21 protein-coding genes are annotated in these 26,737 nt (G+C 33.6%); 15 read left to right on the top strand and 6 right to left on the bottom strand.

Annotation, left to right across the window (positions count from 1 at the left end; genetic code table 11):
- Nucleotides 1-195: 195 nt before the first annotated feature.
- A complete protein-coding gene (gene ribH / locus RM697_RS00975) occupies nt 196-672 on the bottom strand; it encodes a 6,7-dimethyl-8-ribityllumazine synthase (RefSeq protein ID WP_311425969.1) in 477 nt (158 codons plus the stop codon).
- A 3-nt stretch (nt 673-675) separates the two neighbouring features.
- On the bottom strand, nt 676-1,449 hold the full coding sequence (locus RM697_RS00970) for a tetratricopeptide repeat protein (protein WP_311425968.1): 774 nt from the start codon (nt 1,447-1,449) through the stop codon (nt 676-678).
- A 123-nt stretch (nt 1,450-1,572) separates the two neighbouring features.
- Between RM697_RS00970 and recF the strand changes: the two genes are divergently transcribed.
- Genes recF through RM697_RS00955 form a run of 3 tightly spaced genes read left to right on the top strand, consistent with a single transcriptional unit; the run spans nt 1,573 to nt 3,385 of the window.
- A complete protein-coding gene (recF, locus tag RM697_RS00965) occupies nt 1,573-2,652 on the top strand; it encodes a DNA replication/repair protein RecF (RefSeq protein ID WP_311425967.1) in 1,080 nt (359 codons plus the stop codon).
- Nucleotides 2,653-2,657: 5 nt separating this feature from the next.
- On the top strand, nt 2,658-3,092 hold the full coding sequence (locus RM697_RS00960; protein WP_311425966.1) for a lipocalin family protein: 435 nt from the start codon (nt 2,658-2,660) through the stop codon (nt 3,090-3,092).
- Nucleotides 3,089-3,385 (top strand): DciA family protein, encoded by a 297-nt coding sequence (locus RM697_RS00955; RefSeq protein WP_311425965.1) that lies wholly within the window; start codon nt 3,089-3,091, stop codon nt 3,383-3,385. The genes RM697_RS00960 and RM697_RS00955 overlap by 4 nt, the downstream gene beginning before the upstream one ends.
- A 45-nt stretch (nt 3,386-3,430) precedes the next feature.
- Here the strand turns inward: RM697_RS00955 and RM697_RS00950 are convergent, their stop codons facing one another.
- Nucleotides 3,431-5,974: a M4 family metallopeptidase gene (locus tag RM697_RS00950; protein WP_311425964.1), complete on the bottom strand. Its 2,544-nt coding sequence runs from the start codon at nt 5,972-5,974 to the stop codon at nt 3,431-3,433.
- A gap of 194 nt (nt 5,975-6,168) precedes the next feature.
- Complete coding sequence (locus RM697_RS00945; RefSeq protein WP_311425963.1) at nt 6,169-6,588, bottom strand: nucleoside-diphosphate kinase; 420 nt, start codon at nt 6,586-6,588, stop codon at nt 6,169-6,171.
- Between the two features lie 110 nt (nt 6,589-6,698).
- Between RM697_RS00945 and RM697_RS00940 the strand changes: the two genes are divergently transcribed.
- The 3 genes from RM697_RS00940 to RM697_RS00930 are packed head-to-tail and all read left to right on the top strand — an operon-like array spanning nt 6,699 to nt 9,489.
- Nucleotides 6,699-7,715 carry a DHH family phosphoesterase gene (locus RM697_RS00940; protein WP_311425962.1) on the top strand — a complete coding sequence of 339 codons (1,017 nt, stop codon included), beginning with the start codon at nt 6,699-6,701 and terminating at the stop codon, nt 7,713-7,715.
- A complete protein-coding gene (gene gldI / locus RM697_RS00935) occupies nt 7,712-8,254 on the top strand; it encodes a gliding motility-associated peptidyl-prolyl isomerase GldI (RefSeq protein WP_311425961.1) in 543 nt (180 codons plus the stop codon). The genes RM697_RS00940 and gldI overlap by 4 nt, the downstream gene beginning before the upstream one ends.
- A complete protein-coding gene (locus RM697_RS00930; protein WP_311425960.1) occupies nt 8,251-9,489 on the top strand; it encodes a peptidylprolyl isomerase in 1,239 nt (412 codons plus the stop codon). The genes gldI and RM697_RS00930 overlap by 4 nt, the downstream gene beginning before the upstream one ends.
- A gap of 52 nt (nt 9,490-9,541) precedes the next feature.
- Here the strand turns inward: RM697_RS00930 and RM697_RS00925 are convergent, their stop codons facing one another.
- On the bottom strand, nt 9,542-11,005 hold the full coding sequence (locus RM697_RS00925) for an aminoacyl-histidine dipeptidase (protein WP_311425959.1): 1,464 nt from the start codon (nt 11,003-11,005) through the stop codon (nt 9,542-9,544).
- A gap of 85 nt (nt 11,006-11,090) precedes the next feature.
- On the opposite strand from RM697_RS00925, the gene RM697_RS00920 reads away from it, so the two are divergent.
- The 3 genes from RM697_RS00920 to RM697_RS00910 all read left to right on the top strand — a co-directional run bounded on the left by RM697_RS00920 (nt 11,091) and on the right by RM697_RS00910 (nt 16,538).
- Nucleotides 11,091-12,167, top strand: coding sequence for a DUF3810 domain-containing protein (locus RM697_RS00920; protein ID WP_311425958.1), 1,077 nt, complete (start codon nt 11,091-11,093; stop codon nt 12,165-12,167).
- 73 nt (nt 12,168-12,240) lie between these two features.
- Nucleotides 12,241-15,219, top strand: a complete 2,979-nt coding sequence (locus RM697_RS00915) for an amidohydrolase family protein (RefSeq protein WP_311425957.1) — start codon at nt 12,241-12,243, stop codon at nt 15,217-15,219.
- A gap of 11 nt (nt 15,220-15,230) precedes the next feature.
- Entirely contained in the window at nt 15,231-16,538 is a 1,308-nt protein-coding gene (locus RM697_RS00910; protein ID WP_311425956.1) for an amidohydrolase family protein, read from the top strand.
- Between the two features lie 28 nt (nt 16,539-16,566).
- Here RM697_RS00910 and RM697_RS00905 read toward each other — a convergent pair whose 3' ends face one another.
- Nucleotides 16,567-18,141 (bottom strand): glycoside hydrolase family 16 protein, encoded by a 1,575-nt coding sequence (locus tag RM697_RS00905; RefSeq protein ID WP_311425955.1) that lies wholly within the window; start codon nt 18,139-18,141, stop codon nt 16,567-16,569.
- A gap of 285 nt (nt 18,142-18,426) precedes the next feature.
- Here RM697_RS00905 and clpB point away from each other — a divergent pair, with 285 nt between their 5' ends.
- The 6 genes from clpB (at nt 18,427) to RM697_RS00875 (ending at nt 26,736) form a co-directional block, all read left to right on the top strand.
- Nucleotides 18,427-21,033, top strand: a complete 2,607-nt coding sequence (clpB, locus tag RM697_RS00900) for an ATP-dependent chaperone ClpB (protein WP_311425954.1) — start codon at nt 18,427-18,429, stop codon at nt 21,031-21,033.
- Nucleotides 21,034-21,174: 141 nt separating this feature from the next.
- Entirely contained in the window at nt 21,175-22,386 is a 1,212-nt protein-coding gene (locus RM697_RS00895) for a tyrosine-type recombinase/integrase (protein ID WP_311425953.1), read from the top strand.
- Between the two features lie 168 nt (nt 22,387-22,554).
- A complete protein-coding gene (locus RM697_RS00890) occupies nt 22,555-22,965 on the top strand; it encodes a hypothetical protein (RefSeq protein WP_311425952.1) in 411 nt (136 codons plus the stop codon).
- A gap of 156 nt (nt 22,966-23,121) precedes the next feature.
- Nucleotides 23,122-23,862, top strand: a complete 741-nt coding sequence (locus RM697_RS00885) for a phytanoyl-CoA dioxygenase family protein (RefSeq protein ID WP_311425951.1) — start codon at nt 23,122-23,124, stop codon at nt 23,860-23,862.
- 320 nt (nt 23,863-24,182) lie between these two features.
- Nucleotides 24,183-24,497, top strand: a complete 315-nt coding sequence (locus RM697_RS00880) for a DUF6660 family protein (protein WP_311425950.1) — start codon at nt 24,183-24,185, stop codon at nt 24,495-24,497.
- Between the two features lie 52 nt (nt 24,498-24,549).
- The gene (locus RM697_RS00875; RefSeq protein WP_311425949.1) at nt 24,550-26,736 is read left to right on the top strand and encodes a TonB-dependent receptor; all 2,187 of its coding nucleotides are present in this window, start codon (nt 24,550-24,552) and stop codon (nt 26,734-26,736) included.
- Nucleotide 26,737: the final 1 nt, after the last annotated feature.

Here is a 26,737-nt window from a genome sequence, read left to right as displayed (position 1 = left end):
AAATAAAGGCACGTACTTAAATTGCTGTTACACTATCAAAAATACAGAAAATACAAGACATTACAGGTGGTCATCTCCTAAAAAATGTTAACAGTTTTAGTGGTTAGTGGAAAATAAAAACCGATTAACAAATCCAAATTCTAGATATTAAATTCGAATTCTATTTCAAGTTCGACTTGGTCTACAATTTCAGCCTTAACCTAAAAAAGCCATTTTAATCGCTGTAATGGCAGCTTCTACACCTTTATTACCATGTTCTCCTCCAGATCGTGCTAAAGATTGTTCTCTGGTATTATCTGTTAGTACACAGAAAATCACAGGCTTAGTACCTTGTAAATTTAGTTCCTTGATACCTTGAGTTACGCCATCACAAACAAAATCAAAATGCTTGGTTTCTCCTTGGATAACACAACCAATAGCAATAACAACATCAACATCTTGTTCCATCATTTTTTTAGAGCCATAAATAAGCTCGAAACTTCCGGGAACATTCCAACGTATAATGTTGTCTTCTTTAGCACCACAATCAATTAGTGTAGATTTTGCACCTTTAAAGAGACCTTCTGTTATGGTTTCATTCCATTCAGAAACAACAATCCCAAATCTCAGACTAGCTGCATTTGGGATTGTTGTTTTATCGTAATTAGATAAATTATGGTTAGCCGTAGCCATATCTTATAAACTTTCTTCCGCTTTACCAATGAGTACTTCAACCTGGCTCGCTTCTGTAGATTTTGAAAACTCATCACTAATACGCTTTAAATAATTTAAAGCTTTAGAGTTATCCTCTACTGTCATTGCTACATTAGCCGCTTTTAACAAATACATTGGTGTTGTGTAATCGTTAGTATTATGGTTAACCGCTTTTTCGTAATATTCTAAGGCTTCATTAGGTTGATTAAGCTGCACAAATGCATCTCCAATACCACCAAGTGCAATAGGACCCAACATTTTATCATCACTAGAGAAATCGCTTAAATATTTAATTGCATTTTCGTAATCTTTCAAATTCAAATAAGCAGTACCAGCATAATAACTAGCAATATTAGCAGCATCTGTACCACTGTACTGATCTATAATATCAATCATGCCTAATTTTCCTTCACCACCTTTTAAAGATAACGTGTAAAGCGAATCTTTATCTGCTCCATTAACTGCCTGATCAAAATATTGTTGCGCTGTAAACATTTCGTTCATAGCTTCTTGATGTTTTGGTGTAGCTATATAACGCTCATAACCTAGATATCCTAAAACAGCCAAAGCAACTACTGCTATAATTCCAAAAATTACATTTTGGTTTTTTACAACGAAGTCTTCTGCTTTAGATGCTGTATTATCTAAGGTTTCAAAAACTTCTTTAGTAGTTGACTCTCCATCAAAAATTTCTTCCTTCTCACCTTTAACTTTAGGTGTTGGTTTTTTATATCCTCTTTTCTTATACGTTGCCATACATTCTCAATTTATGCGCCGCAAAAATATAATATTTATTGGGATTTAAAAGGCTTATTATTTGATATTTTTCGATAATTTGCAGGTTCTTTAAGTGATAGCTAAGAATCTCGTTATAATACTATGAAACTCGATCAACTCTCTTTGATCAATTATAAAAATTTTGAAAGCAAGACTTTTAGCTTCGATGAGAAGATAAATTGTTTTGTTGGCGCTAATGGTATTGGTAAAACCAATGTCCTTGATGCTATCTATCATTTAGCTTTTGGAAAGAGTTATTTTAATCCTATATCTAGCCAGAATATTAAGCATAATACCGATTTTTTTGTTGTAGATGGTGTTTTTAACAAGCATGAAAATGAAGAAAAAATTATTGTGTCTTTAAAACGTGGTCAGAAAAAAATAATTAAAAGAAACGCTAAAGCCTACGACAGATTTAGTGATCATATTGGTTTTATTCCATTAGTTATTATTTCTCCAGCTGATAGAGATCTCATTATTGAAGGCAGTGATACTAGGCGAAAATTTATAGATAGCGTTATCTCTCAGAGTAACAAAACGTATTTAAGTAACCTCATTAATTACAATAAAATACTATCGCAACGCAACGCATTATTAAAATACTTTGCACTAAATAACACCTTTAATGCTGAGACTTTAGATATTTACAATACGCAATTAGAAGTATTTGGCTCAGAACTATTTAAAGTACGAGATGCTTTTTTAAAGGAATTTATTCCAATATTTCAAGAACATTATGTTGCCATCAGTAATGCTAATGAAACAGTACAGTTAAAATACAAGAGCGATTTATTTGAAAACAGCCTAAAACAACTTTTAGAGGATAACATTAATAAAGATAAGGCACTGCAATACACGTCTGTTGGTATCCATAAAGACGATTTACAATTTTTAATTGAAGATTATCCTGTTAAAAAATTTGGAAGTCAAGGGCAACAAAAATCATTTTTAGTAGCCTTAAAACTCGCACAGTTTGATTTTTTGAAACAACAAAGTGGTGTTGCTCCTATTTTATTATTAGATGATGTTTTTGATAAACTAGATGAAAATCGCGTAGCGCAAATTATTAAATTAGTAGATGATGCTCATTTTGGACAATTATTTATTAGCGACACACATGCTGAACGTACAGAAGCCGTTGTTAAAGAAACGCATCAATCTTACAAAATATTTAAACTATAAACAACATGAAGCATCAACTAACAAAATACACTCTGCTTTTTGTAATTATTGCATGTGTTTTTAGCTGTAAAAAAGATGCCAAGGCCATGATTCCGCATATAACTGGTTATTGGGAAATAGAAAAAGTAATTAATGCTAATAACGAGGAAAGGACTTACACTGTTAACCAAGTTATAGATTATTTTATTGTTAATGATAGTTTAGAGGGATTTAGAAAAAAATTAAAACCAAATTTTAATGGTGGTTACGAAACCTCAGATGATAAAGAACCCTTTACATTACTAGTTAATGAAGGTGAAATAATGATTAACTATAAAACGCTTTATGATGAATGGCAAGAAACCATTGCTTCTGCTAATGAAACGCAAATGATTATTGTTAATGACTTAGGCACTCAATATATTTACAAACGTTTTGAAGGTATAAACATAAACGAATGAGTAAACGACATAACGACCACTCTTCCATGGAAGATCTCCTAAAAGCCTTTGTAGAATCTAATAAACTAGAACATGGCTTAGATAAGGTTAACGTAAAAGAAGCCTGGCAAAACCTTATGGGAAATGGCGTAAATAATTACACCACAGATATTCAATTAAAAGGAGATATCTTATATGTACAACTCAGCTCTTCTGTGTTACGAGAAGAATTAAGTTATGGTAAAGAAAAAATAATGACCATGCTTAATGAAGCCTTGAAAAAAGATATCATTAAAAAAATAGTACTACGATAAAAAAAGCCTCTCATTTCTGAGAGGCTTTTTTTATATATTAAATACTTATTGTTTAATTAATTTAAACGTTTTACTCGCAGTTTCGGTTTGTACTCTCATAAAATAAATACCAGAAGCAGCATTTGTTAAGTCAATTTGTTTCTCAGAACCCATTCCTTTTAAACTTAGGGCTTTAACCACTCTGCCATTAATATCATAAACCTCAGTACGTTCTAGTTCAATTAAAGTAGTTTTCTTTAGCGTAAACAATCCGTTTGAAGGATTAGGATAGACTTGTAAAGTACTCGCTAAAAGGTTTTCTTCATCTACAGATAAACTTTCTAAAGCACAATTGTAAACGACGATCTCATCCACAAACCAGCCTAAGCGACCATTACAACCATCTGATCCAAACTCAAATCTAAACTGAATAGATGAATTTGCTGTAACTCCTAAAGATGATAAATCTATACTACTTTGTCCCCAACTACTAGAAACGGTTCCACCATCTTGGCCTGTAAAACTAGGTTCACCAGCAATAGGATTATCGTTACCTGCAGAAGCTGCATTAAGATCTGTATTGTAAGGGTTTGTTAAAAATGAAGCACTTGGTACAAGCGTCCAATCACCTCCATCTAAACTATATTTAATGTTTCCACCATCCCAAAGAAATTCGGTAAGCACATAATGGTCAAAAGCCATTTCGTAGATTCCATCACTAAAATCTGGCATTGTCATAACAGGACTGTTCAAACGCATAAGACCATTTTCTAGATCACTACCACAATTTCCAATAATAGGATCTGCTGCAAAAATTGCGCTACCTAGTCTTCCATCTGGTAAACCTGAAACTACTTCCCAATCTCTTGGTGTCCAAGTACTAGCATTTACTGGTAATTGCTCTACGGTCCATAAACCTATACCAGCTTCCCAATCTTCAAAGAAAATCTGACCTGTTGACGCTGCTCCACATAAAGGATCTGTAGGACCAAGTAAAGGTTCATAGCCACAGGCATCTGGATTTATGCGCATTTCTACTGCAAATATTGCAGCAATGACTTGATCTATATCTCTAGGAATAATAACCTCTCCTGAAGGACCTGCAGGAACTTCTTCTGTTGTTAAACCCTCTAAGTTTATACCTAATAAATCTTGTGCAGATGCTTCTAAGGCATCAGCTAAATCTTCAAAATCACTAGTAGCAGTTAAATAGGTGCTCTGAGCTCTCCAAAAAATATGTGCTGTCTTTGTAAATCCAATTCCACCAACATCAAAACCATTAAAGTTTCCACCATCTACCAATAACGCATAAGCATGATTTGGTATTCCTGAATTAATATGTACACCGCCTAAATCAAAATTACCACAAGAATACTCACCATCTGTGACTTTACCTGGATCATTTCTACAGGTTGGATCCCATAAGTCTCTTAAACCATTACCACCAGCAATTGCTGTAGCATCCTCACCCATAATCCAACGTTCAGAACTATTACATCCTGTTCTTAATGATAAATCTTCATCATCATCTTCATAATTATTTAAAATATCAATGGTTTCTCCCCAAATGTCAGAGTAGGCTTCGTTAATTGCACCAGACTGAAAGGCGTATATTAAATTATTAGTAAATTGAGTGTAAGCGTGTCCCCATTCGTGCGCAATAACATCATCAGAGGCTGTACCATCACAAAAATTTGCTGTAAACCCATTCCAAGTCGCATTAGGACATGGTATATTAACATTATTATTTACAGTTCGCATTTGCGCATCTGCACCATCATATGATACATAGTTAAATGCATTTTTAAAGAAGTTATACATGTGAGCAGATACCACGACTTCATTCTGCTGCCATAAATCTAATATACCAGGAAAAGCATCACCTTCTTCCCACACAACATTACCATCGTTATTTTCAGACACTACTCTATCTAAAGCATGTGCTATTCCTGTAAATTGCTGAACAATAGAACCATTATGAGCATTTACATAAATAAATTCTCTAACATCTGAATAATTCACAACCTCAACTTCATATACTAAATGATAACCAGAAACATAACCTTCTACTAAGCCCTTAGGAAACACAAATAATGTACTCTTGTAAACTTCTAAATTGGTGCCACTAATGGTATTTAAAGCAATGGTATTAGCCTGACTTTTAGGTATTGAAGGTGTAGCATTAAGTTTAATATTAGGCATAAAGTTTCCATTAATAGCTGTTAAATCATTATTAGTATTGAAGTGAAAACGTAATTCTGAATCAAAAACAGGTACATTATCATGCTCTTGTTTTAAGATTACCCTTTTCATACCATAATTATCAACCTTAACGTCAGCTAACCTCAAGTTAGCACTCACCTCTGAGATACCATATATGGCTTTATAATCTTCTAAAAACGATAAGGCCTTATCTTGTACACTAGTCCCTCTTAATTGTAATGAGCTATTAGGATTAAATTTTATAAAGTTTGGAACTTGCGTACTCTGGTTAAGTGTTATTTTAGCTTTGGTAAGTCTAAATAACTGAGATAATTTTTCTGATTTATTCTGTCCAAATACTGTACAGAAGACCAATAGGGAAGTAATGATGGTTAAGATCTTTTTCATGAATTCTTCTTTTTAAGGTGTGCAATTATACATATAACAACTGATATTTAAAATTTCCTCATTAAAAAACACTGTTTTTGTCAACAAATCTGTTAATACATTACATAATCTGTAATATTCTTTATTAATTATGTGTTTAAGCAAAAAAAAGCAACTCGTAAGAGTTGCTTTGAATGGTATTATGAAACGTTATTTTAGAATTGCTCTCTTCCTGAAAAATGAAAAGCTCCTTCAATAGCAGCGTTATCATCACTATCACTACCATGTACTGCATTTTCACCAATTGAAGCAGCATATAATTTACGGATAGTTCCTTCAGCAGCATCTGCAGGATTTGTAGCACCAATTAAAGTTCTAAAATCTTCTACAGCATTCTCTTTTTCTAAGATTGCAGCAACTATTGGACCTCTAGTCATATACTCTACTAACTCACCAAAAAACGGACGTTCTTTGTGAATAGCGTAAAATGTCTGAGCGTCTGCTGTTGTCATTTGTGTGAGCTTCATTGCTACTATTCTAAAACCTGAAGCTGTTATTTTTTCTAGTATTGCACCAATATGCCCTTTTTCAACTGCATCTGGTTTTAGCATTGTAAATGTTCTGTTCGTTGCCATGTTTTTGTTTTATTGTTTTTTCTCGACTTAGCGAATTTGCGTGCAAAAGTAACATTTTTATGTATAAAAAACCACGCTAAAGCATATTAAAAATTGTATCTTAGTTGCCTATGACAAAGACTGAAATTTCAGAAATAAAAGCACTTTTAAGTTCACCCAAATCTATAGTTATAGTTCCTCATAAAAATCCTGATGGTGATGCCATAGGATCTAGCTTAGGACTTTATCATTATTTGCTCCAATACAAGCATAACATTACAATCATTGCTCCTAATGACTATCCGTCGTTTTTAAAATGGATGCCAAGTGAAAACAAAATTCTACATTATGATACTAATAAGGATAAAGCAGATATATTAATACATAATGCTGATCTTATATTTACTTTAGATTTTAACGCCTTATTTAGAACTGGTGACATGGAAGATGTGCTCAATACTTCAAACGGTTTAAAAATAATGATAGATCATCATCAACAACCAGCTGATTATGCTAAATATATGTACTCTGATGTTAGTATGTCTTCAACCTGTGAAATGGTTTATAATTTTATTGAATTTTTAGGAGATTCTGAACAAATTAATAGTGCTATCGCATCTTGCCTTTATACAGGAATAATGACAGACACAGGATCATTTCGTTTTCCATCAACAACAAGTAGAACACACAGAGTTATTGCTAATCTTATAGATAAAGGTGCTCATAATTCTGAAATACATAATGCTATCTACGATACTAATAGATACGAGCGCTTACAATTGTTAGGCACAGCCTTGAGCAACATGAAGGTTTTACCTGAATACAATACAGCATATATAAGTTTAACTCAACAGGAATTAGACACCTTTAATTTTCAAAAAGGAGATACTGAAGGTGTAGTAAATTATGCCTTATCATTAAAAGGAATAGTGTTTGCTGCCATATTTATTGAAAGCTCTCAAGAAAGTATTATCAAAATTTCATTAAGAAGTAAAGGTGATTTTTCGGTTAATGAATTCTCTAGAGCACACTTTAATGGAGGTGGACATACCAATGCAGCTGGTGGAAAGAGTGAATTAACTTTAACTAAAACCATTGAAAAATTTATTAGTATATTACCTGACTATAAAAATGCCCTAACTCCATGAAACAGGTCCTTAACTTACTAATCATTGCTTTAATTATGGTATCATGCAAACCACCAGAAGCCCGTTTACCTATTAGCGTTTCTTCTGGTTCATTTATACAAGAATCTGCAGAACGTAACAAAAAGTTAAATGAAAAAGAACGTAGCTACATTAAGCAACTCATAGACAAGGATACAGAACACAATTATATTGCTTCAGAAAGTGGTTTTTGGTATTATTACCATACGAGAATTGAAGCAGACTCTATCCAACCCTCTTTTGGTGATTTAATTCAATTTAAATACAATGTAAAAGATTTAGATGGTAGAGAAATCTATTCTGAAAATGAAATTGGTGTACAACAATACACTATGGATCAAGAAGAATTATTTACAGGATTAAGAGAAGGTTTAAAATTAATGAAACCCTCAGAAACTGTAATCTTTATATTTCCATCTCAAAAAGCCTATGGCTATTATGGTGATACCAATAAGATTGGAACCAATATTCCTCTCGTTTGTAAAGTAACTTTAAACTCAATAACCCAAAAACAAAAATGATTAATAAAAGCTTAAAATTCTTAGTTATTGCTGCACTAGTTTTAGTGTCTTCATGTAAAGCGCAACATCCAGATTTAGACGATGGTATATATGCAGAAATCGTTACTAATAAAGGTACGATGGTTGCTAAACTATTTTACGATAAAGTACCAGTAACTGTAGCCAATTTCGTGGCTTTAGCCGAAGGAAATCATCCTATGGTTGATGAAAAATACAAGGGGAAACCTTTCTATGATAGTCTTACGTTCCATAGAGTTATGGATCAATTTATGATTCAAGGTGGTGATCCAACTGCAACAGGAGGAGGAACACCAGGCTATAGATTTGCAGCAGATTTTCATCCTGATTTAAAACACGATAGACCTGGATTATTGTCTATGGCTAATAGTGGTGGCATCAACACTAACGGAAGTCAATTTTTTATTACAGAGGTTCCATATCCAAGCTTAGACATTTATGATGCCAATGGCAATTTAAAACCTTGTGATCAGCCACGTGTTAGTTGTCACTCCGTTTTTGGTGAATTAGTAAAAGGTATTGAAATACAAGATTCTATTTCTAATGTAGAAGTAGTAAATCCGCAAGCAAGAAACCACAAACCAGTTAAAGATGTTATTATTACAGATCTAAATATTATACGAAAAGGTTCTGCGGCCAAATCCTTTAATGCACCTAAAGTTTTTGAAGAGGAAATGCCTAAAGTAGAAGATCATTTTAATGCACTTAAAGAAGAAGCTAAAGCTAAAGCAGAAGAAGCTGAAAAACTAAGAGAAGAGACCAATGCCTTAGCTGGTGTTGATATGAAAGTTCTTTTTGATGAGTATAATAAAGATTTAATAGAATTGCCATCTGGTTTAAAGATGCATTATATAACCAAAGGTGAAGGTGCAAAACCAGCTCAAGGCGCTAATGTTAAACTGAATTATCAAGGTCATTTTACTGATGGTCGTCTATTTGATAGTAACCTTGAAGATGTTGAAAAGAAACATTATGGTGAGTTAAATCCACAAAAAGTATCCAGAGGCATGTACAAACCAATGGATCTGAAAATTTCACCAGATGCAAGAGTTGTTGCAGGTTTTAAAGAAGGTGCTGCACAAATGAGTGTTGGTGATAAAGCCTATTTACTATTACCTTCTCACCTTGCTTGGGGAGAACGCGGAGCTGGTGGTGGTTTTATTCCACCTAATGCAGATGTCGTATTTATTATAGAAATGCTTGAAATAGTAGAATAATAAAATGTAAATACATAAAAAAAGCAGCTCAAAGAGCTGCTTTTTTTTATACTTAAGATTTAGGAATATTCTTTAATATCTCCAATACAAATCTCCAATACTTTTGTGCTGAAGAGATTTGAGCGCGTTCATCTGGTGAGTGCGCACCTTTTATATTAGGGCCAAAACTAATCATATCCATATCTGGATAATTAGTTCCTAATATACCACACTCCAATCCTGCATGACATGCAGCAACATGAGGTTTCTCACCATTATTGAGCTGCTTATAGAGTGGCACCATTACTTTTAGAATATCAGAATCCATATTTGGTTTCCAACCAGGATAACTACCTGAAAACTCAACTTCACAACCAGTGAGCTCAAACGTTGCTCTCAGCGTATTTGCCAAATCTAGTTTAGAACTTTCTACAGATGAGCGTGTAAGACAACCAATCTTTATATGACCATCTTTAACGACTACTCTAGCGATGTTATTTGAGGTTTCTACCAAATCTGGAATATCTGCACTCATTCTATACACACCATTACATGCTGCATAAATCGCTCTTGTTAAGCCTTCTTGCACACCTAAATCCATAATCATTATTGGTGTATCTATTGGTTCTAATTCAATATCTAAACCTGGTTCCATGGTTTTAAATTCAGACTTTATCGTCTGTGCAAGCTGCTGAGTTTCATTTTTAAATACATCTTCATGCATAGCATCTAAAGCTACCACAGCAACACTCTCTCTTGGAATAGCATTTCTTAAACTTCCTCCATCTATTTCAGAAATTCTCAGTCCAAAGTTTTCGAAACCATCAAATAGTAACCTATTCATAATTTTGTTAGCATTGCCAAGTCCTTCGTGTATTTGCATACCAGAGTGTCCTCCTTGCAAGCCTTTAACTTTAATCTTATAACCAATTTTAGTTTCTGGTGTAGCTTCTTCATTATAAGAACGCGTTGCCGTAACATCAATTCCACCAGCACAACCAACACCAATTTCATCGTCTTCTTCTGTATCTAAATTCAAAAGAATTTCACCTTTCAATATACCACCTTCTAGTCCCATTGCACCAGTCATCCCTGTTTCTTCATCAATGGTAAATAAGGCTTCTATAGCAGGATGCGCAATAGAATCGCTTTCTAAAATTGCCATGATTGTAGCAACACCTAATCCATTATCAGCACCTAGCGTTGTACCTTTTGCTTTTACCCAATCGCCTTCTACATACATTTCGATGCCTTGCTTATCAAAATCAAATGTAGTGTCATTATTTTTTTGGTGCACCATGTCTAAATGCGATTGCATCACAATAGTTTTACGATCTTCCATTCCAGATGTAGCTGGTTTTCTAATGATGACGTTTCCAACACCATCGACCATAGTATCTAATCCAAGGTTATTACCAAAGTCTAGCATAAACTGAATAACATGCTCTTCTTTTTTTGAAGGCCTAGGTACAGCATTTAAATCTGCAAATTTATTCCAAAGGGCTTTTGGTTCTAGTGCTCTTATTTCTGAACTCATACTTTTATTTTAGTGAAGTGCAAAGGTAAAAAACGAGATTCTATTTTAAGAAATCATTGTCTTAAACATTTCCTACATTTGAACCATGAGCAAACGTCTTAAAATAATTTTAGCTTTTGGTTTAGTAGCACAAATCATTGGATTACGTTTTTTAAAATATTTCCCGGAGTTTGTAGAGACGGTTTACAGTAATGGCATTTATAAATGGATTTCGCAATTAATGCATTACGCCTTTGGATGGCTCCCTTTTTCGTTTGGTGATTTATTTTACACGGTTGGTGGAATCTTAATTATACGATGGCTCATATTACATAGAAAACGAATTTTTAAAGACACTGTTAATTGGAGTATAGATATTTTATCTACGATATCTATTTTATATTTTGCTTTTCATGCGCTTTGGGCTTTCAATTATTACAGGTTGCCGCTACATCAATCCCTTCAATTAAAAGCTACCTACTCAACTGAATCTTTAATGCACGTTACACAAAATTTAATTGATAGAACTAATAGCATTCATAATAGTTTAAGTCTTTCAGACACACTCAAAATAGAGTATAACTTTGACAAAACTGAGTTGCTAAACAAAGTGCCTTTAGGTTATCAAGAACTTTCAAAACAATACAGTCATTTAGCTTACAACACAAAAAGTATAAAACGATCGTTATATAGTATTCCATTAACGTATATGGGTTTTTCTGGTTACTTAAATCCATTTACTAATGAGGCTCAAATTGATGGTCTAATTCCTGGTTTTAAGTATCCTTCTACAGCTAGTCATGAGGTAGCACATCAATTAGGTTATGCTGCAGAGAATGAAGCTAATTTTATTGGAAGCCTTGCTGCCATTCATCATCCAGATATTTACTTCAGATATTCTGGTTATGCTTTTGCTTTAAATCATTGTCTTGGAGAACTCTACAAAAGAGCACCAAAACAGTATGATAAATTCATAGAACAAATTAATACAGGTGTCTTAAAAAATTATAATGATGTAAGTCTGTTTTGGGAGCGCTATAAAAACCCTTTAGAACCTTTATTTAAAACAACTTATAGTGGTTTTCTTAAAGCCAATAATCAGTCTGCTGGTATTAAAAGTTATAGTTATGTCGTTGCATTATATGTTAACTATTTTGAACAATCTAAGCTTCTAAATCGTTAAATATCTTTTTAAAAAATGTAGCTTCAAAGAGAATTACTATCTTTAAAGACTTTAACTTATTAACTAACCCTTTATGCCAAGATTTTTATGTATTGTAGTTCTGTTTTTTGGAACTATGTTAGTCTCTGCACAAGACTATTTTCCAAAAAATACAGGCGTTAAAACGTCTAATACTAACTACACAGCATTTACCAATGCTAAGATTTATGTGTCTCCGACCTCTATTATTGAAAAAGGAACACTACTTATTAAAGATAGAAAAGTTGTATCCTCAGGAACAAGTGTTAACTTACCAGAAAATTGTACAGTAGTTGATTTAGAAGGTAAAACAATTTACCCTTCATTTATTGATATTTTTACGGACTTCGGAATAAAAAAACCGGAACGCAAACGTGGTAATGGTCCTCAATATGATGCTAGTAGATCTGGTTATTATTGGAATGACCATATTATGCCAGAACAAAAAGGGATATCTAGCTTTCAATTTGATTCTAAAAAAGCAACAGAACTTAGAAAACTTGGTTTTGGAGTTGTAAATACGCACATGCAAGATGGTATTGTACGTGGTTCTGGAGTTTTAGTTGCACTTAACTCTTCTGGAACCAACTCTGATAGAATAATTGATGCCAATTCTGCGCAATACTTATCCTTTAGTAAAAGTGCTGCCTCTAGACAATCCTATCCTACCTCTATGATGGGAAGTATGGCCTTACTAAGACAAATGTATTTAGATGCCGATTGGTATGCCACTGGTGCTTCAACAACAAAAGATATGTCTTTAGAAGCTTTAAACAAAAACAAATCCTTACCCCAAATATTTGCAGCAGGTAGTAAAATGAATGCACTAAGAGCAGATAAAGTTGGCGATGAGTATGGCATTCAATACATCATTCTTGGTGGTGGTGACGAATACGAAAATATTAATGATATCAAATCTACTAATGCCACCTATATTATTCCTATAAACTTCAGGAAAGCTTATGATGTAGATAATACTTTTTTAAGTTCTTCTCTTGCTCTTGCAGATTTAAAAGCTTGGAATCAGGAACCAACCAACCCTAAAGTACTGGCTGATAATAATGTGAAATTTGCTTTAACTACACACGCTTTAAAATCGACTAAAGAATTTAAATCTAAGTTAATGCAAGCCATAACTCTTGGATTTGATAAAACTAAAGCTTTAGAAGCGCTTACTACAATTCCTGCTGAAATACTAAGCAAATCTAACAGTATTGGAAGCCTTAAAAATGGTAATTATGCTAACTTATTAATTACCTCTGGTGATATTTTTGATTCTAAAACTAAACTATATGAAAATTGGGTTCAAGGTCAAAAAAATGTAATCGAAGACATGAGCACTAAAGATATTACAGGAGCTTACACATTTAAACTCAGTGGTAAATCTTATACGCTTAAGGTTAGTGGTACATCAAGCAAACCAAAATCTGAAATTGTAAGTAATGATAAGAAACGAGGTTCTAAACTCTCCTTTGCTAACGATTGGATTAATTTAGCTTTCACTACTGAAGATTCTACAAAACAAGAGTTTATTAGAGTTACTGCTAATGTTTTAGATAATGGTTATTTAAAAGGGAAAGCCTTACATCCTAACGGAAACGAAATGTCTTTTATGGCTAAAAAAGATACGGCTGAGGCTAAGTCTAAAGAAAAAAATGCTAAGACATCTAAAGACCACAAGGATCAGAAAATTTTCCCTGTAACGTATCCTAATATGGCTTATGGTTTTAGCACGCTTCCTAAAGCTGAAAATCTACTCTTTAAAAATGCAACCGTTTGGACTAATGAAAGTGATGGTATTTTAAATGATGTTGATGTTTTAGTAACAAATGGGAAAATTTCTAAGATTGGGAAAAATATATCAGACTCTAGTGCTAAAGTCATTGATGCCACTGGCAAACATTTAACAGCTGGGATTATAGATGAGCATTCTCATATTGCTGCAACTTCCATAAACGAATCTGGACACAATTCTACGGCAGAAGTATCTATTGAAGATGTTTTAGATCCTGAAGATATTGATATTTATAGAAATCTGGCAGGTGGTGTTACTTCTATTCAAATTTTACATGGTTCGGCAAATCCAATAGGTGGACGCTCTGCCATTATTAAATTAAAATGGGGCCAATCTGCTCAAGAATTGGTTTATGATAACAGTCCTAAGTTTATAAAATTTGCATTAGGTGAAAATGTTAAGCAATCTAATTGGGGCGATTTAGAAACCGATAGATTTCCTCAAACCAGAATGGGAGTAGAACAAGTCTATGTGGATTACTTTAGTAGAGCAAAAGCCTATGACGATTTAAAGAAAAGTGGCAAACCTTACCGAAAAGATATTGAGTTAGAGGTATTGGCAGAAATTATAAATAAAGAACGTTACATCTCTTGCCACTCCTATGTACAAAGTGAGATTAATATGCTAATGAAAGTGGCAGAGCGTTTCAATTTTAACATTAATACATTTACACACATTTTAGAAGGCTATAAAGTTGCTGATAAAATGAAAACCCATGGTGTTGGAGGTTCTACCTTTAGTGATTGGTGGGCTTATAAGTACGAAGTAAATGATGCGATTCCTTACAATGCTGCCATTATGCATAACCAAGGTGTGGTAACAGCAATTAATAGTGACGATGCCGAAATGTCTAGGCGTCTTAACCAAGAGGCAGCTAAATCTGTAAAATATGGTGGTGTTAATGAAGAAGATGCTTGGAAGTTTGTAACCTTAAATCCAGCAAAGTTATTACATATCGATGATAGAGTTGGTAGTATAAAAGTTGGTAAAGATGCTGACTTAGTTCTCTGGAGTGATCATCCGTTATCTATTTATGCTAAAGCAGAAAAAACTATTATTGAAGGGGTTACTTATTTTGATATTGAAAGAGATCGTGCTATGAGAGCAACGATTAAGAAAGAGAAAGCCGAAATTATTAATATGATGATGACTGCAAAAAATAAAGGGTTAAAAACACAACCCATAAAAAAGAAAGCAAAAGAATTAATGCATTGTGATAGCGAAGATCATCAATTTTAAAAATTAAAGACATGAAAAAATTATATAATATACTTGGTGCTCTTTGTTTAACAGTTTGTTTTACTGTTTATGCACAACAAACTCCAGCACCTAAACAAACTAAGGATATTGCTATTGTAGGTGCTACAGCACATATAGGAAATGGAAAGATTATAGATAATAGTCTTATTATTCTGAAAGATGGAAAAATACAAACCATTGTAGATGGTACCGTTGTAAAAATGGATTTGAATGGTATGGAAGTTATTTCTGCTAATGGCAAACATGTATATCCAGGATTTATTGTGCCTAATTCTACATTAGGATTAGTAGAAATTGATGCTGTTAGAGCTACTGATGATGATGCAGAAACTGGAAGTTACAATCCACACATACGAAGTATTATTGCTTATAATTCTGAATCTAAAGTCGTAGAATCTATGAGACCTAATGGCGTTTTATTAGGACAAGTAACACCGCGTAGTGGACGAATTTCTGGTACTTCTTCAGTAGTACAATTTGACGCTTGGAACTGGGAAGATGCTGTAGTTAAAGTAGATGATGGTGTACATATTAATTGGCCCAATAGTTTTAGCAGAGGACGTTGGTGGCTTGGTGAGGATCCTGGCTTAAAACCAAACAAAAACTATAAAAAACAGGTTACAGAATTAGCAGATTTTTTTAACATGAGTAAAGTAGATGCTAAAAACCAAACCAGTGCCACTAACCTACCATTTAAAGCATTAAAAGGATTGTTTGATGGCTCTAAAAAGCTCTACATCAATGTTAACGATCAAAAAGGTATTACAGATGCTATCAACTTCTCAAACTCCCAAGGTGTTAAATCTATGGTTGTTGTTGGTGGCTATGAAGCGTATAAAGTTGCCAACCTATTAACGTCTAATAATATTCCGGTACTATTAACTAGAGTACATAGTAGACCACGTAACGAAGACCATGATTACGATATGCCATTTAAACTAGCTAAACTATTAGTAGACCAAGGCGTTTTAGTAGCTTTACAAGCCAATGGACAAATGGAACGAATGAACTCTAGAAACCTTCCGTTTTATGCTGGTACAACCGTTGCTTATGGTTTAACTAAAGAACAAGCCTTGCAGCTAATAACACTGAATACAGCTAAAATTTTAGGTATAGATAGTGAGTATGGTTCCTTAGAAGAAGGTAAAAGTGCTACTTTATTTATCAGTGAAGGTGATGCTTTAGATATGAGGACGAATATACTGACACGTGCATTTATAGATGGTAGAGATGTTAGTTTAGAAACCCATCAGACTAAACTCTGGAAACGCTATTCAAATAAGTATAACTCTAATTAAAAAGAAAGCGACCATTTGGTCGCTTTTTTTATTGCTTTATAAATTTATGCGTTTCTTTTGTGCCATTTGAAAAAGACACTTGAGTTATATAAACACCAGATTGCAAAGCACTTAAATTATACCTCATATTTTGAATGGCATTATAAGTATTATTTTCATAGACAATACGACCATTAAGATCTGTAATGCTTAAATTAGATATTGCCAGGCTTGTGTTTTTTAATTTCAGATTAAGCACATTACGCACAGGGTTTGGATAAATACTTACCCTATCTAAGCCATTCTCATGATTAGATAGTGTACTTTGTTGGTATACTCTAACGTAATCAATATCCATAGCACTTGAGGTAAAATTAGAGTGTATTTCGGGTAAAATGGCTACATTTAAAAGAAGATATTGTTCCTCATCAAAAGGCCAAGTACTAGCGTTTTTAATAGCAGGATTATATTCGTAATGCTTTACTCCATCTACTCTAAAAACCATTTTTTCTGGAGTCCACTCTACAGAATATACATGAAAACCATTAGATACTGTTGGAATAACTTGTCCGCCTTTATTATCAGTGTTACCGAAACTAGATGGTGTATGCATGGCACTTTGTATAAAGTTTTGGTTTGTTCCCCAATGTTCCATAATATCAATTTCGCCACAAGCTGGCCAACCTGTAGTATCATAGCCTTGATTATCCCAATAGGCACCATCTTCATTAATATTTTTTCCTAACATCCAAATTGCTGGCCAAGTCCCTGGTCCTGTTGGTAATTTAGCCCTAACTTCTACTTTTCCGTAGGTAAATGCAAATTTAGAGTTTAAACGAGCCGAGGTATAATCTTTAGAGTATCCTTGATCAGTATAACCTAACTCTTTTATAGCGTTTATGGATAAAATACCATTGTTAACACTAGAGTTAACGTCTCTATTGGTATAATGCTGTATTTCGCCGTTATACCAACTTCCTCCAGGAGGTAATTGCGTTTGTCGCCACCATTTTGAAGCATCTAAAGAAGCACCATCAAACTCATCTGACCATACCAAGGTATCAAAAATAGGATCATCTATTACCGTATCATAATGAGATACATCATCGATGTAGGCTCTAACATTATCGTTATTATTTTCGCCATTAACTTGAATTAATACTCTGTTAAAATCTGTTCTAAACAATGGTGCAGGTGATGATCCGTCTAAATTCATAAAAGGATCATTTTCAAAATCGAAGGTGAGTTCTTGCCATTGGTTTAAAACAATGGGTTTAATAATTTCGGTTTGGGTAATCCATGGTTCGGCCAAAGAACCATCTTGCAATTTTAAAGAGACCTGATTGGGCTGACTACCTGTTATATCTGAAGATGGTACATATATTTTAATACTAAACGAGTTTTTGGTTATGAGGTCTAAATTAGTACTCATATCAAAACGTACGTTAGCATATTGGCCTCCATTATCAAAGTATTCTAAAACTTTGTTAGAGGTGTTAATACCTTGAGGATAAGGATTATTTCTGTTGGTATTAACTAAACAGTTATCGCCATACCAGGTTGTAATACCTCCACTACCTTCAAAATCATCAAGCACATTTTGAGCATTTGTATTACAGGCCAATAAAAAGACTAAAAGTAAGCACAGAAAACGCATTGCAATTTTTTTTTAAAAATACGACCTATAGTTGATATTTTCTAATTGGTGACCAATACAAGGACACAACACGATCTTAAATTGATTAATTGCACAGCTTTAAATTGACAAAAAGTCACTATTAATCAAGGCTTTATAGACATTTTGTCTGAGAACATTGCTTGGTAGGATTGTTGAACTGAGGTGTTTGGAAAAGAAAATAAACTGAATTCAAACAATTAAAAGATACCACGCTAAAGGGGTGGCCATATTATGAACTTTAATACTTATACCATAAAATCACAAGACGCTGTGCAACAAGCACAGCAGCTTGCTCAAAGCTTAGAACATCAGCAGATAGAAAACGAACACCTATTTAAAGGTATTTTAGAGGTTGATGACAACGTACTACCCTTTTTGCTAAAAAAACTGCAAGTAAACACTGCTATGTTAGAACAGGTTTTAGACAAAGCACTACAAAGTTTTTCTAAAGTATCTGGTACAGAAATTATGCTTTCTAGAGAGGCTGGACAAACATTGAACAATGCCTCAGTCCTAGCAAAGAAAATGAATGATGACTTTGTGTCTATAGCGCATTTATTTCTTGCCATTTTTAAGTCTAAAAGTAATATAGCTCAGGCTTTAAAAGATCAAGGTGTTACAGAGAACGCCATTACTAGTAGCATTGAGGATTTGCGTAAAGGCGATAGGGTTACCTCACAAAATCAGGAAGAGACTTATAACTCATTAAACAAGTATGCCAAAAATTTAAACCAATTGGCTAAAGATGGTAAGCTAGATCCTGTTATTGGTAGAGATGAAGAAATACGACGTATTCTTCAAATTTTATCGCGGAGAACAAAGAACAACCCCATTTTAGTCGGTGAACCAGGTACTGGAAAAACAGCCATTGCAGAAGGTTTAGCACATAGAATTATAGATGATGATATTCCTGAAAACCTAGTAGACAAACAAATTTTTGCCTTAGATATGGGTGCACTAATCGCTGGAGCCAAATTTAAAGGTGAGTTTGAAGAACGCTTAAAAGCGGTTATAAAGGAAGTTACTACAAGCGAAGGTGATATTGTGCTATTTATAGACGAAATACACACCTTAGTTGGTGCTGGTGGTGGCCAAGGTGCTATGGATGCAGCCAATATTTTAAAGCCAGCTTTAGCCAGAGGCGAACTTAGAGCTATTGGTGCTACGACTTTAGATGAATATCAGAAATACTTTGAACAAGATAAAGCCTTAGAGCGCCGTTTTCAGAACGTAATAGTCAACGAACCTGATACAGAAAGTGCTATTTCTATACTAAGAGGCATTAAAGAAAAGTATGAGACCCATCATAAAGTACGTATTAAGGATGACGCTATTATTGGTGCAGTAGAACTTTCAAACAGGTATATTACCAATAGATTTCTTCCAGACAAGGCTATAGATCTCATGGACGAAGCCGCTTCAAAATTACGTATGGAAATCAACTCTAAACCCGAAGCGTTAGATGTATTAGATAGAAAAATTATGCAATTAGAGATTGAAATTGCAGCTATTAAACGTGAGAAGGATGAATCAAAATTAAAAAGTCTTAGAGCTGATTTAGCCAATGTAAAAGAAGAGCGTAACGCCATTAATGCTAAGTGGAAATCTGAAAAAGAAGTTGTAGACCAAATTCAAACTATAAAACAAGATATTGAACACTACAAGTTAGAGGCTGAACGTGCTGAGCGTGAAGGTGACTATGGCAAGGTAGCCGAACTGCGCTATGGTACAATAAAAGATGCCAGCGAAGCGCTAGAAAGGTATCAGAAACAATTGGCAGCACAACAAGAAACAGCTTTGATTAAAGAAGAAGTAACCTATGAGGATATTGCAGATGTTGTGGCTAAGTGGACTGGTATACCAGTAACCAAAATGATACAGAGCGAACGCGAAAAGTTACTACACCTTGAAGAGGAACTACACAAACGTGTTGTAGGCCAAGAGGACGCTATTGTAGCTGTTAGTGATGCTGTAAGACGCTCTAGAGCTGGCTTACAAAACCCTGACAAACCCATAGGAACTTTCTTGTTTTTGGGCAGCACAGGTGTTGGTAAAACAGAGTTAGCCAAAGCTCTTGCAGACTATATGTTTGATGATGAAAACGCTATGACCAGGATTGACATGAGCGAATACCAAGAGCGCCATGCCGTAAGTAGATTGGTTGGTGCACCTCCTGGTTATGTTGGTTATGATGAAGGCGGACAACTCACAGAAGCTGTGCGCAGAAAGCCTTATTCAGTGGTATTGTTAGACGAAATTGAAAAAGCGCATCCGGATACTTTTAATCTTTTATTACAAGTATTAGACGAGGGTCATTTAACCGATAACAAAGGCCGCGTTGCCGACTTTAAAAACACTATTATTATAATGACTTCTAATATAGGAAGTTCTATTATACAAGAACGCTTTGAAGCCACAAACGATATAGATACTGCAATGGAGGCTTCTAAGGTAGATGTATTAGGCTTACTAAAACAGCGTGTACGACCAGAGTTTTTAAATAGAATAGACGATACCATACTATTTACACCATTAAGCAAAGCAGATATCATTGCTATTGTAGGCTTACAATTAAAAGGCCTTACAAAGATGATAGCACAACAAGGTATTACTTTTGATGCCACAGCAGAAGCCATAGCGTATTTAGCCGAAAAAGGATTTGAACCAGAGTATGGTGCCAGACCTGTAAAACGAGTGATCCAAAAAGAAGTGCTTAATGCTTTAAGTAAAGAAATATTAGCTGGTAAAGTAACTACAGATAGCATTATACTATTAGATGCCTTCGATGATACCTTAGTATTTAGAAATCAGGCCGATTTGGTAGCAGAAGAATTTTAAAAAATACATATTTGGTTTTAAGTCATAAACGTCTGCTTTATTGTAAGTATAAAGTGGACGTTTTGTATTTCTTGATTTTTTCAAAATAGTATAATAAGAGTTAACCTTGTTTTGAAATGATGATTTTTTTAGCTATTTTACATGGTTAATTTTTTCATTATCAACGTTATGCAAAACTCAATCACAGTAACTTTAAAAAACCTTAAACATCGAGGTCATCAACAAATAGGTATAGATTTTAAGTTTAACTATGCCATTAAATCTTTACTTAAAGAAAAACTTAATGCTAAATGGAGTACTTCTAAAAAAACTTGGTATATAAAGCATACTCATTTTAACTTATATAACCTAAAACAAATTTTAGCAGGAGAAGCAATTATAAACGATATCAACTTCGATAAATCAATTAAAGACAGCACAAGTCTTGGTGTACGAAAATCATATAATTTTAAGCCACATCAAAAAACATTACTAAATAACTACTACAAATACTTAAAAGGTAAACGATATAGCCAAAGTACCATACATACTTACACTAGTTTTATGGCAGATTTTGTGTCATACAATAACGATATAGAAGCAGAAGATTTCACTAACACACATGTTGAACGCTTTGCTCAAGATGTTTTAGCAAAAAAAGGGTATTCAATAAGTTCGCATAGACAGTTTATTAGTGCTTTAAAGCTTTTTACACAATTTTTCACTAATACATCTATTGATGATCTAAAACTAGAGCGCCCAAAGAAATCTAAAAAATTACCTTTAGTTTTATCTTATGAAGAAATAATATTAATACTAAGACATACTAAGAATTTAAAACATAGAGCAATAATTGCTTTATTATATTCTTGCGGTCTAAGAATAGGTGAACTGATAAATCTAAAGCTAACAGATTTTAATATTCAACGAAAACAACTTATTATTAGACAAGGAAAAGGTCGTAAAGACCGTTATGTAAGCTTAGCAGATAGTTTTATGCCTTTATTATCTAATTATTACATGAGTTATAACCCAAAAGTTTATTTTGTTGAAGGACAAGAAGGCGACAAATATAGTGCTGCTTCTGTTAGGCAATTTTTAAAGCGCAGTTGTAAGCGTGCCAATATTAACAAACAGATTACGCCACATACTTTGAGACATAGTTATGCTACACATTTATTAGAAAATGGTGTAGATATACGTTATATACAATCTTTACTAGGCCATTCAAGACCAGAGACTACGATGATTTATACGCATGTAAAGCGCAAAGATTTAATGAAGATTGAAAACCCTTTAGATGTTGCGATACAACGTATCTCAAATCCTGATAAACATCAGGAAAATATTATGTTATCCCGTGATTATCACTAAAAAAAGTATATATTTATTATCATATAACTAGTTGGCAACAAGCTAAAAACATTACGCTGAAAAATGAACCGAATAACAAAAAACATAATATTACTTCTGATTTTTGTGTGTATTTCCTGCAACCAAAAGAAATCTGACAAAACTTACTTGGCGAATTATATTAATTCCGTGAAAGTCGATAATTCGCTTACGGAAAACCCTTTGCTAATTATCGATGGATATGCAGTTGAATATGAAACAATGAATGACGGTTGGTTCCTGTTACTTGAAGAGGATATTTCAAAGGTTAAGTATTTGAAAAAAGAAAACGCTGAAAAAATATACGGAGGAAAAGGTAAAAACGGAGTTGTTTTATTAACGACCAAATTACAAGAAAGAGAAATAGCAAATACAAAGTCGGACAAGAAAACTTTATATGTTCTTGACGGAGAAATAATATCTGTCGATGAATATAAAAAAATTGACCAAAGCAAAATAATTGGAGTTGGAACAATAACGGAACAGAGCGCAATAAAAGAATTTACATCGGACAATTATGATGAATTGATTTACGTAACGTCAAAAATGCCGTCTGATTAAATAAAAGCCAGTTGCCAACAACGTGTATAGTCAATTGCTACTGTTGGCTCAGACGAAGAACTTTGCGTACTTTTTACTATATTGTTACTGCGGAAAAATAATCGCATACCTAAACGCAACAAACCATACACAAACAAGTTGTGTGCAAGCTGAAAAATGAGCTACGAAAAGAACAAAATAGAACTTGAAAAAAATGGATATTCCGTTTTAGCCGACTTGTATTCGGACATTGAAATAAGTCAAATTATAGCTTGTATCGAGAATGCTGAACAAAGCGGAAATTCGTTTATGAAAACAAAAGACTTGTTTGCGATTAGACAATTAATCAAAAATGTGCCTGAATTGACCGATTTGTTGTTTAATAAAAAACTGACTGAATTAATCTCTGACCTTTCCGAATCCGAATATTTCTTGACTAAAGCAATCTATTTTGACAAACCGAGCGAATCGAATTGGTTCGTTGCTTATCATCAAGATTTGAGCATTTCGGTTGACCAAAAAACGGAATTAGAAAATTATACAAATTGGACTTTTAAAAAAGGACAATATGGAGTTCAACCACCAATTGAGATTTTACAAGATACAATAACAGTACGAATTCATTTAGACAAAACAGACAAAAGCAATGGAGCACTAAAAGTAATTCCGAAATCTCATATGAAAGGAATAGTTCGTGCTGACTCGAAAGATTGGAATATAGAAGACGAATATGTTTGTGAAGTAGAAAAAGGCGGAGTAATGCTAATGAAACCTCTGACTTTACACGCTTCGAACAGAACAACGAACGGAAAAAAAAGACGAGTAATACATTTAGAATTTAATAAACATAATCTGACTGAACCGCTGGCTTGGTTGGAACATTATGGAATAAAAGCCAGCACACAACAATGGCTATAAGTAATTGCTTGTTCTCGCCTACTTCTGAAAATCCTCGCGGATTTTCAGTTTGGTGTGTACTTGCAAGGTTTAGTGCTAAACCACGCAACTACTCATAGCCGAGACCGTTGGGCATAATGCGGAAAATCGCTCTAAACATCAACATTTGAACTAAAAAAGCCAACGCGCAAACAGCACATTTATTTTTTTTGCCAATGCGAAAAGCCAACGCTTAAAAAAACAAAAGAGCTGTTTCTTTGCAAACGCTAAATCCGTTCTTGCCAATCGGAATGAAAAACTTTGCAACACCATTGCATTGAAATTTATTTATCTTTGTGCCAATGAAATTTATAACTATCATACTATCATTATTAATTCTTGGTTTATCAATCAAACCTTGTTCTGACGGAAATAATGCCGAAGACCAACACCAAAACGAAATATCTGCTGAACACAATCAACATGATAGTGATGATACTTGTCCAATTACTTGTATTTGTAATTGTTGCGGAATCGCAATTACATATCAACCAATTCAAACTTTTGAATTAGGTATTAACAATCAAATTTCTACAGAAATCCTATCTGTTTATCAAACAATCTATAGATTTGATTTTCATTCCAATATCTGGCAACCGCCACAATTAATTAGCTAAAATTATCGACCAAAAGTCAAAAAAAATTAGTTAATTAATTTTTACATTTTCAATGAATAAATACATATTGAGCGCAATGCTCACAATTATAACGTGCTTTTCTATAAAAGCGCAAACATCTAACATACAAATAAAAGTAGTTTCAGAAACTGAAAACGAGCCATTATTAGGTGCAACAGTCTATTTTGAAGAATTAGAACAAGGAGCAGTAACCGATTTTGACGGAATTGCAACTTTTAACGAAATTCCGAATGGCGAACATATTATCATAGTTTCTTTTTTAGGCTTTGAAACTCTAAAAACAACTATTAAAATCCCAAGTAATTCAGACTTGATTTTCAAATTAAAAAGCGGAGGAAATGAATTGGATGAAGTTGTATTACAATCTTCAAGAAGTACAAGAACCGTAAAAAAAATTCCAACAAGAATTGAATTTATTGGAGTTGAGGAATTGGGAGAAAAAGCCATAATGAATCCAACAAATATTTCTATGGTGCTTCGAGAAAGTACAGGAATACAAATGCAACAAACATCTTTAAGTAGTGGAAGTACAAACATTAGAATTCAAGGTCTTGACGGTCGTTACACACAACTTTTGAGAGATGGATTTCCACTTTATGGAGGTTTTTCAAGTGGTTTGAGTATTTTACAAATTCCACCTTTAGACTTACAACAATTTGAAATTATTAAAGGAAGTTCTTCAACACTTTATGGTGGTGGAGCAATCGCTGGATTGGTAAATATGGTGTCAAAAACACCTGACGAAGAACCTGCTTTAGACATTATGCTTACACAAACACAAGCATTGGGAAGTACTGCAAATGTATTTTACAGCAAACGAAATGAAAAGTTTGGTATTTCGCTTTACGGTTCAGGTCACTATCAAAAAGCTTATGACCCAGAAGATGATGGCTTTAGTAATTTACCGAAAACGACTTCTATTTCATTCAACCCAAAATTCTTTTATTATCCTTCAGACAAAACAACATTTTGGTTTGGTTTAAACGGAACGTATGATGATAGAATTGGTGGAGATATTACAAAGATAGAAAGTGGAGAAAACGGAATTCATCAATATACAGAGGAAAACATTTCAAAAAGATTGAGCAGTCAAGCAGTTTATAAAACTCAAATAGATTCTATAAGTTCTTTCAACATTAAAAATAGTATTTCTTTTTTTGATAGAAAATTGACGATTCCCGATTTTAGTTTTGATGGTAAGCAAACCAACACATTTACGGAAATCACTTATCAAAGAGAAACTTCAAAAGCGGATTGGATTTTTGGAGCAAATTTATACACTTCCAACTTTGATGAAAATGATAAAGCAACTTTGCAACGTGACCAAAAAGACATCACTTATGGAATGTTTGCTAATAACATTTACGACCTTTCCGATAATTGGATTTTAGAAACTGGTTTACGAGCAGATTACAATACTGACTTTGGCTTTTTTCCGCTTCCAAGAATTTCTGTGCTTTATAAAAATACTAATGGATTTTCAAGTAGAATTGGTGGTGGTTTAGGTTACAAAATTCCAGATATTTTTACAGAAGAGGCTGAATTTATAAACTTTGAAAATGTACTTGGCATTAACAAATCTTCACTAAAAGCAGAACGTTCTTATGGTGTAAATTTAGATTTCAATTATCAAACACGTTTATTTGAAACCATAGGTTTTTCTATTAATCAACTTTTTTACGTTACTGCTATAAACAACGGTTTGCTGTTAAATAGTACAGACAGCGGAATGTTTGCATTTGAAAATGCAACTGATGAAATTTTAAGCAAAGGCGCAGAAACAAATATAAAGTTTACTTATAAAGATTTTAGATGGTTTTTAAATTATGCACTTATAGACACTAAATTGAACTATTTGGCAGGAAATCCACAAAAACCACTAACCGCAAAACATAACGCAGGAAGTGTATTGATGTACGAATCTGATAAATGGAGAATTGGCTACGAAACATTTTATACAGGAAAACAGTTTTTATCAAACGGAACAGAAACGACAGATTTTGTAACTATGGGTTTACTATTAATGCGTAATTTTAAATTTGGTAGTGCATTTGTGAACTTTGAAAATTTTACAGACAGAAGACAAAGTAGGTTTTCACCTTTGGTTTTACCACCACACGAAAATCCAGAATTTCCAGAAATCTATGCACCAACAGACGGTTTTATTTTTAGCGTTGGTATTATTATTAAACCGTTTGGAAACGAAGACCACGATTAAT

It is taken from the genome of Microcosmobacter mediterraneus (assembly GCF_031846265.1).
Lineage (GTDB): Bacteria > Bacteroidota > Bacteroidia > Flavobacteriales > Flavobacteriaceae > Microcosmobacter > Microcosmobacter mediterraneus.
This window is presented reverse-complemented; position numbering and strand designations above follow the sequence as displayed.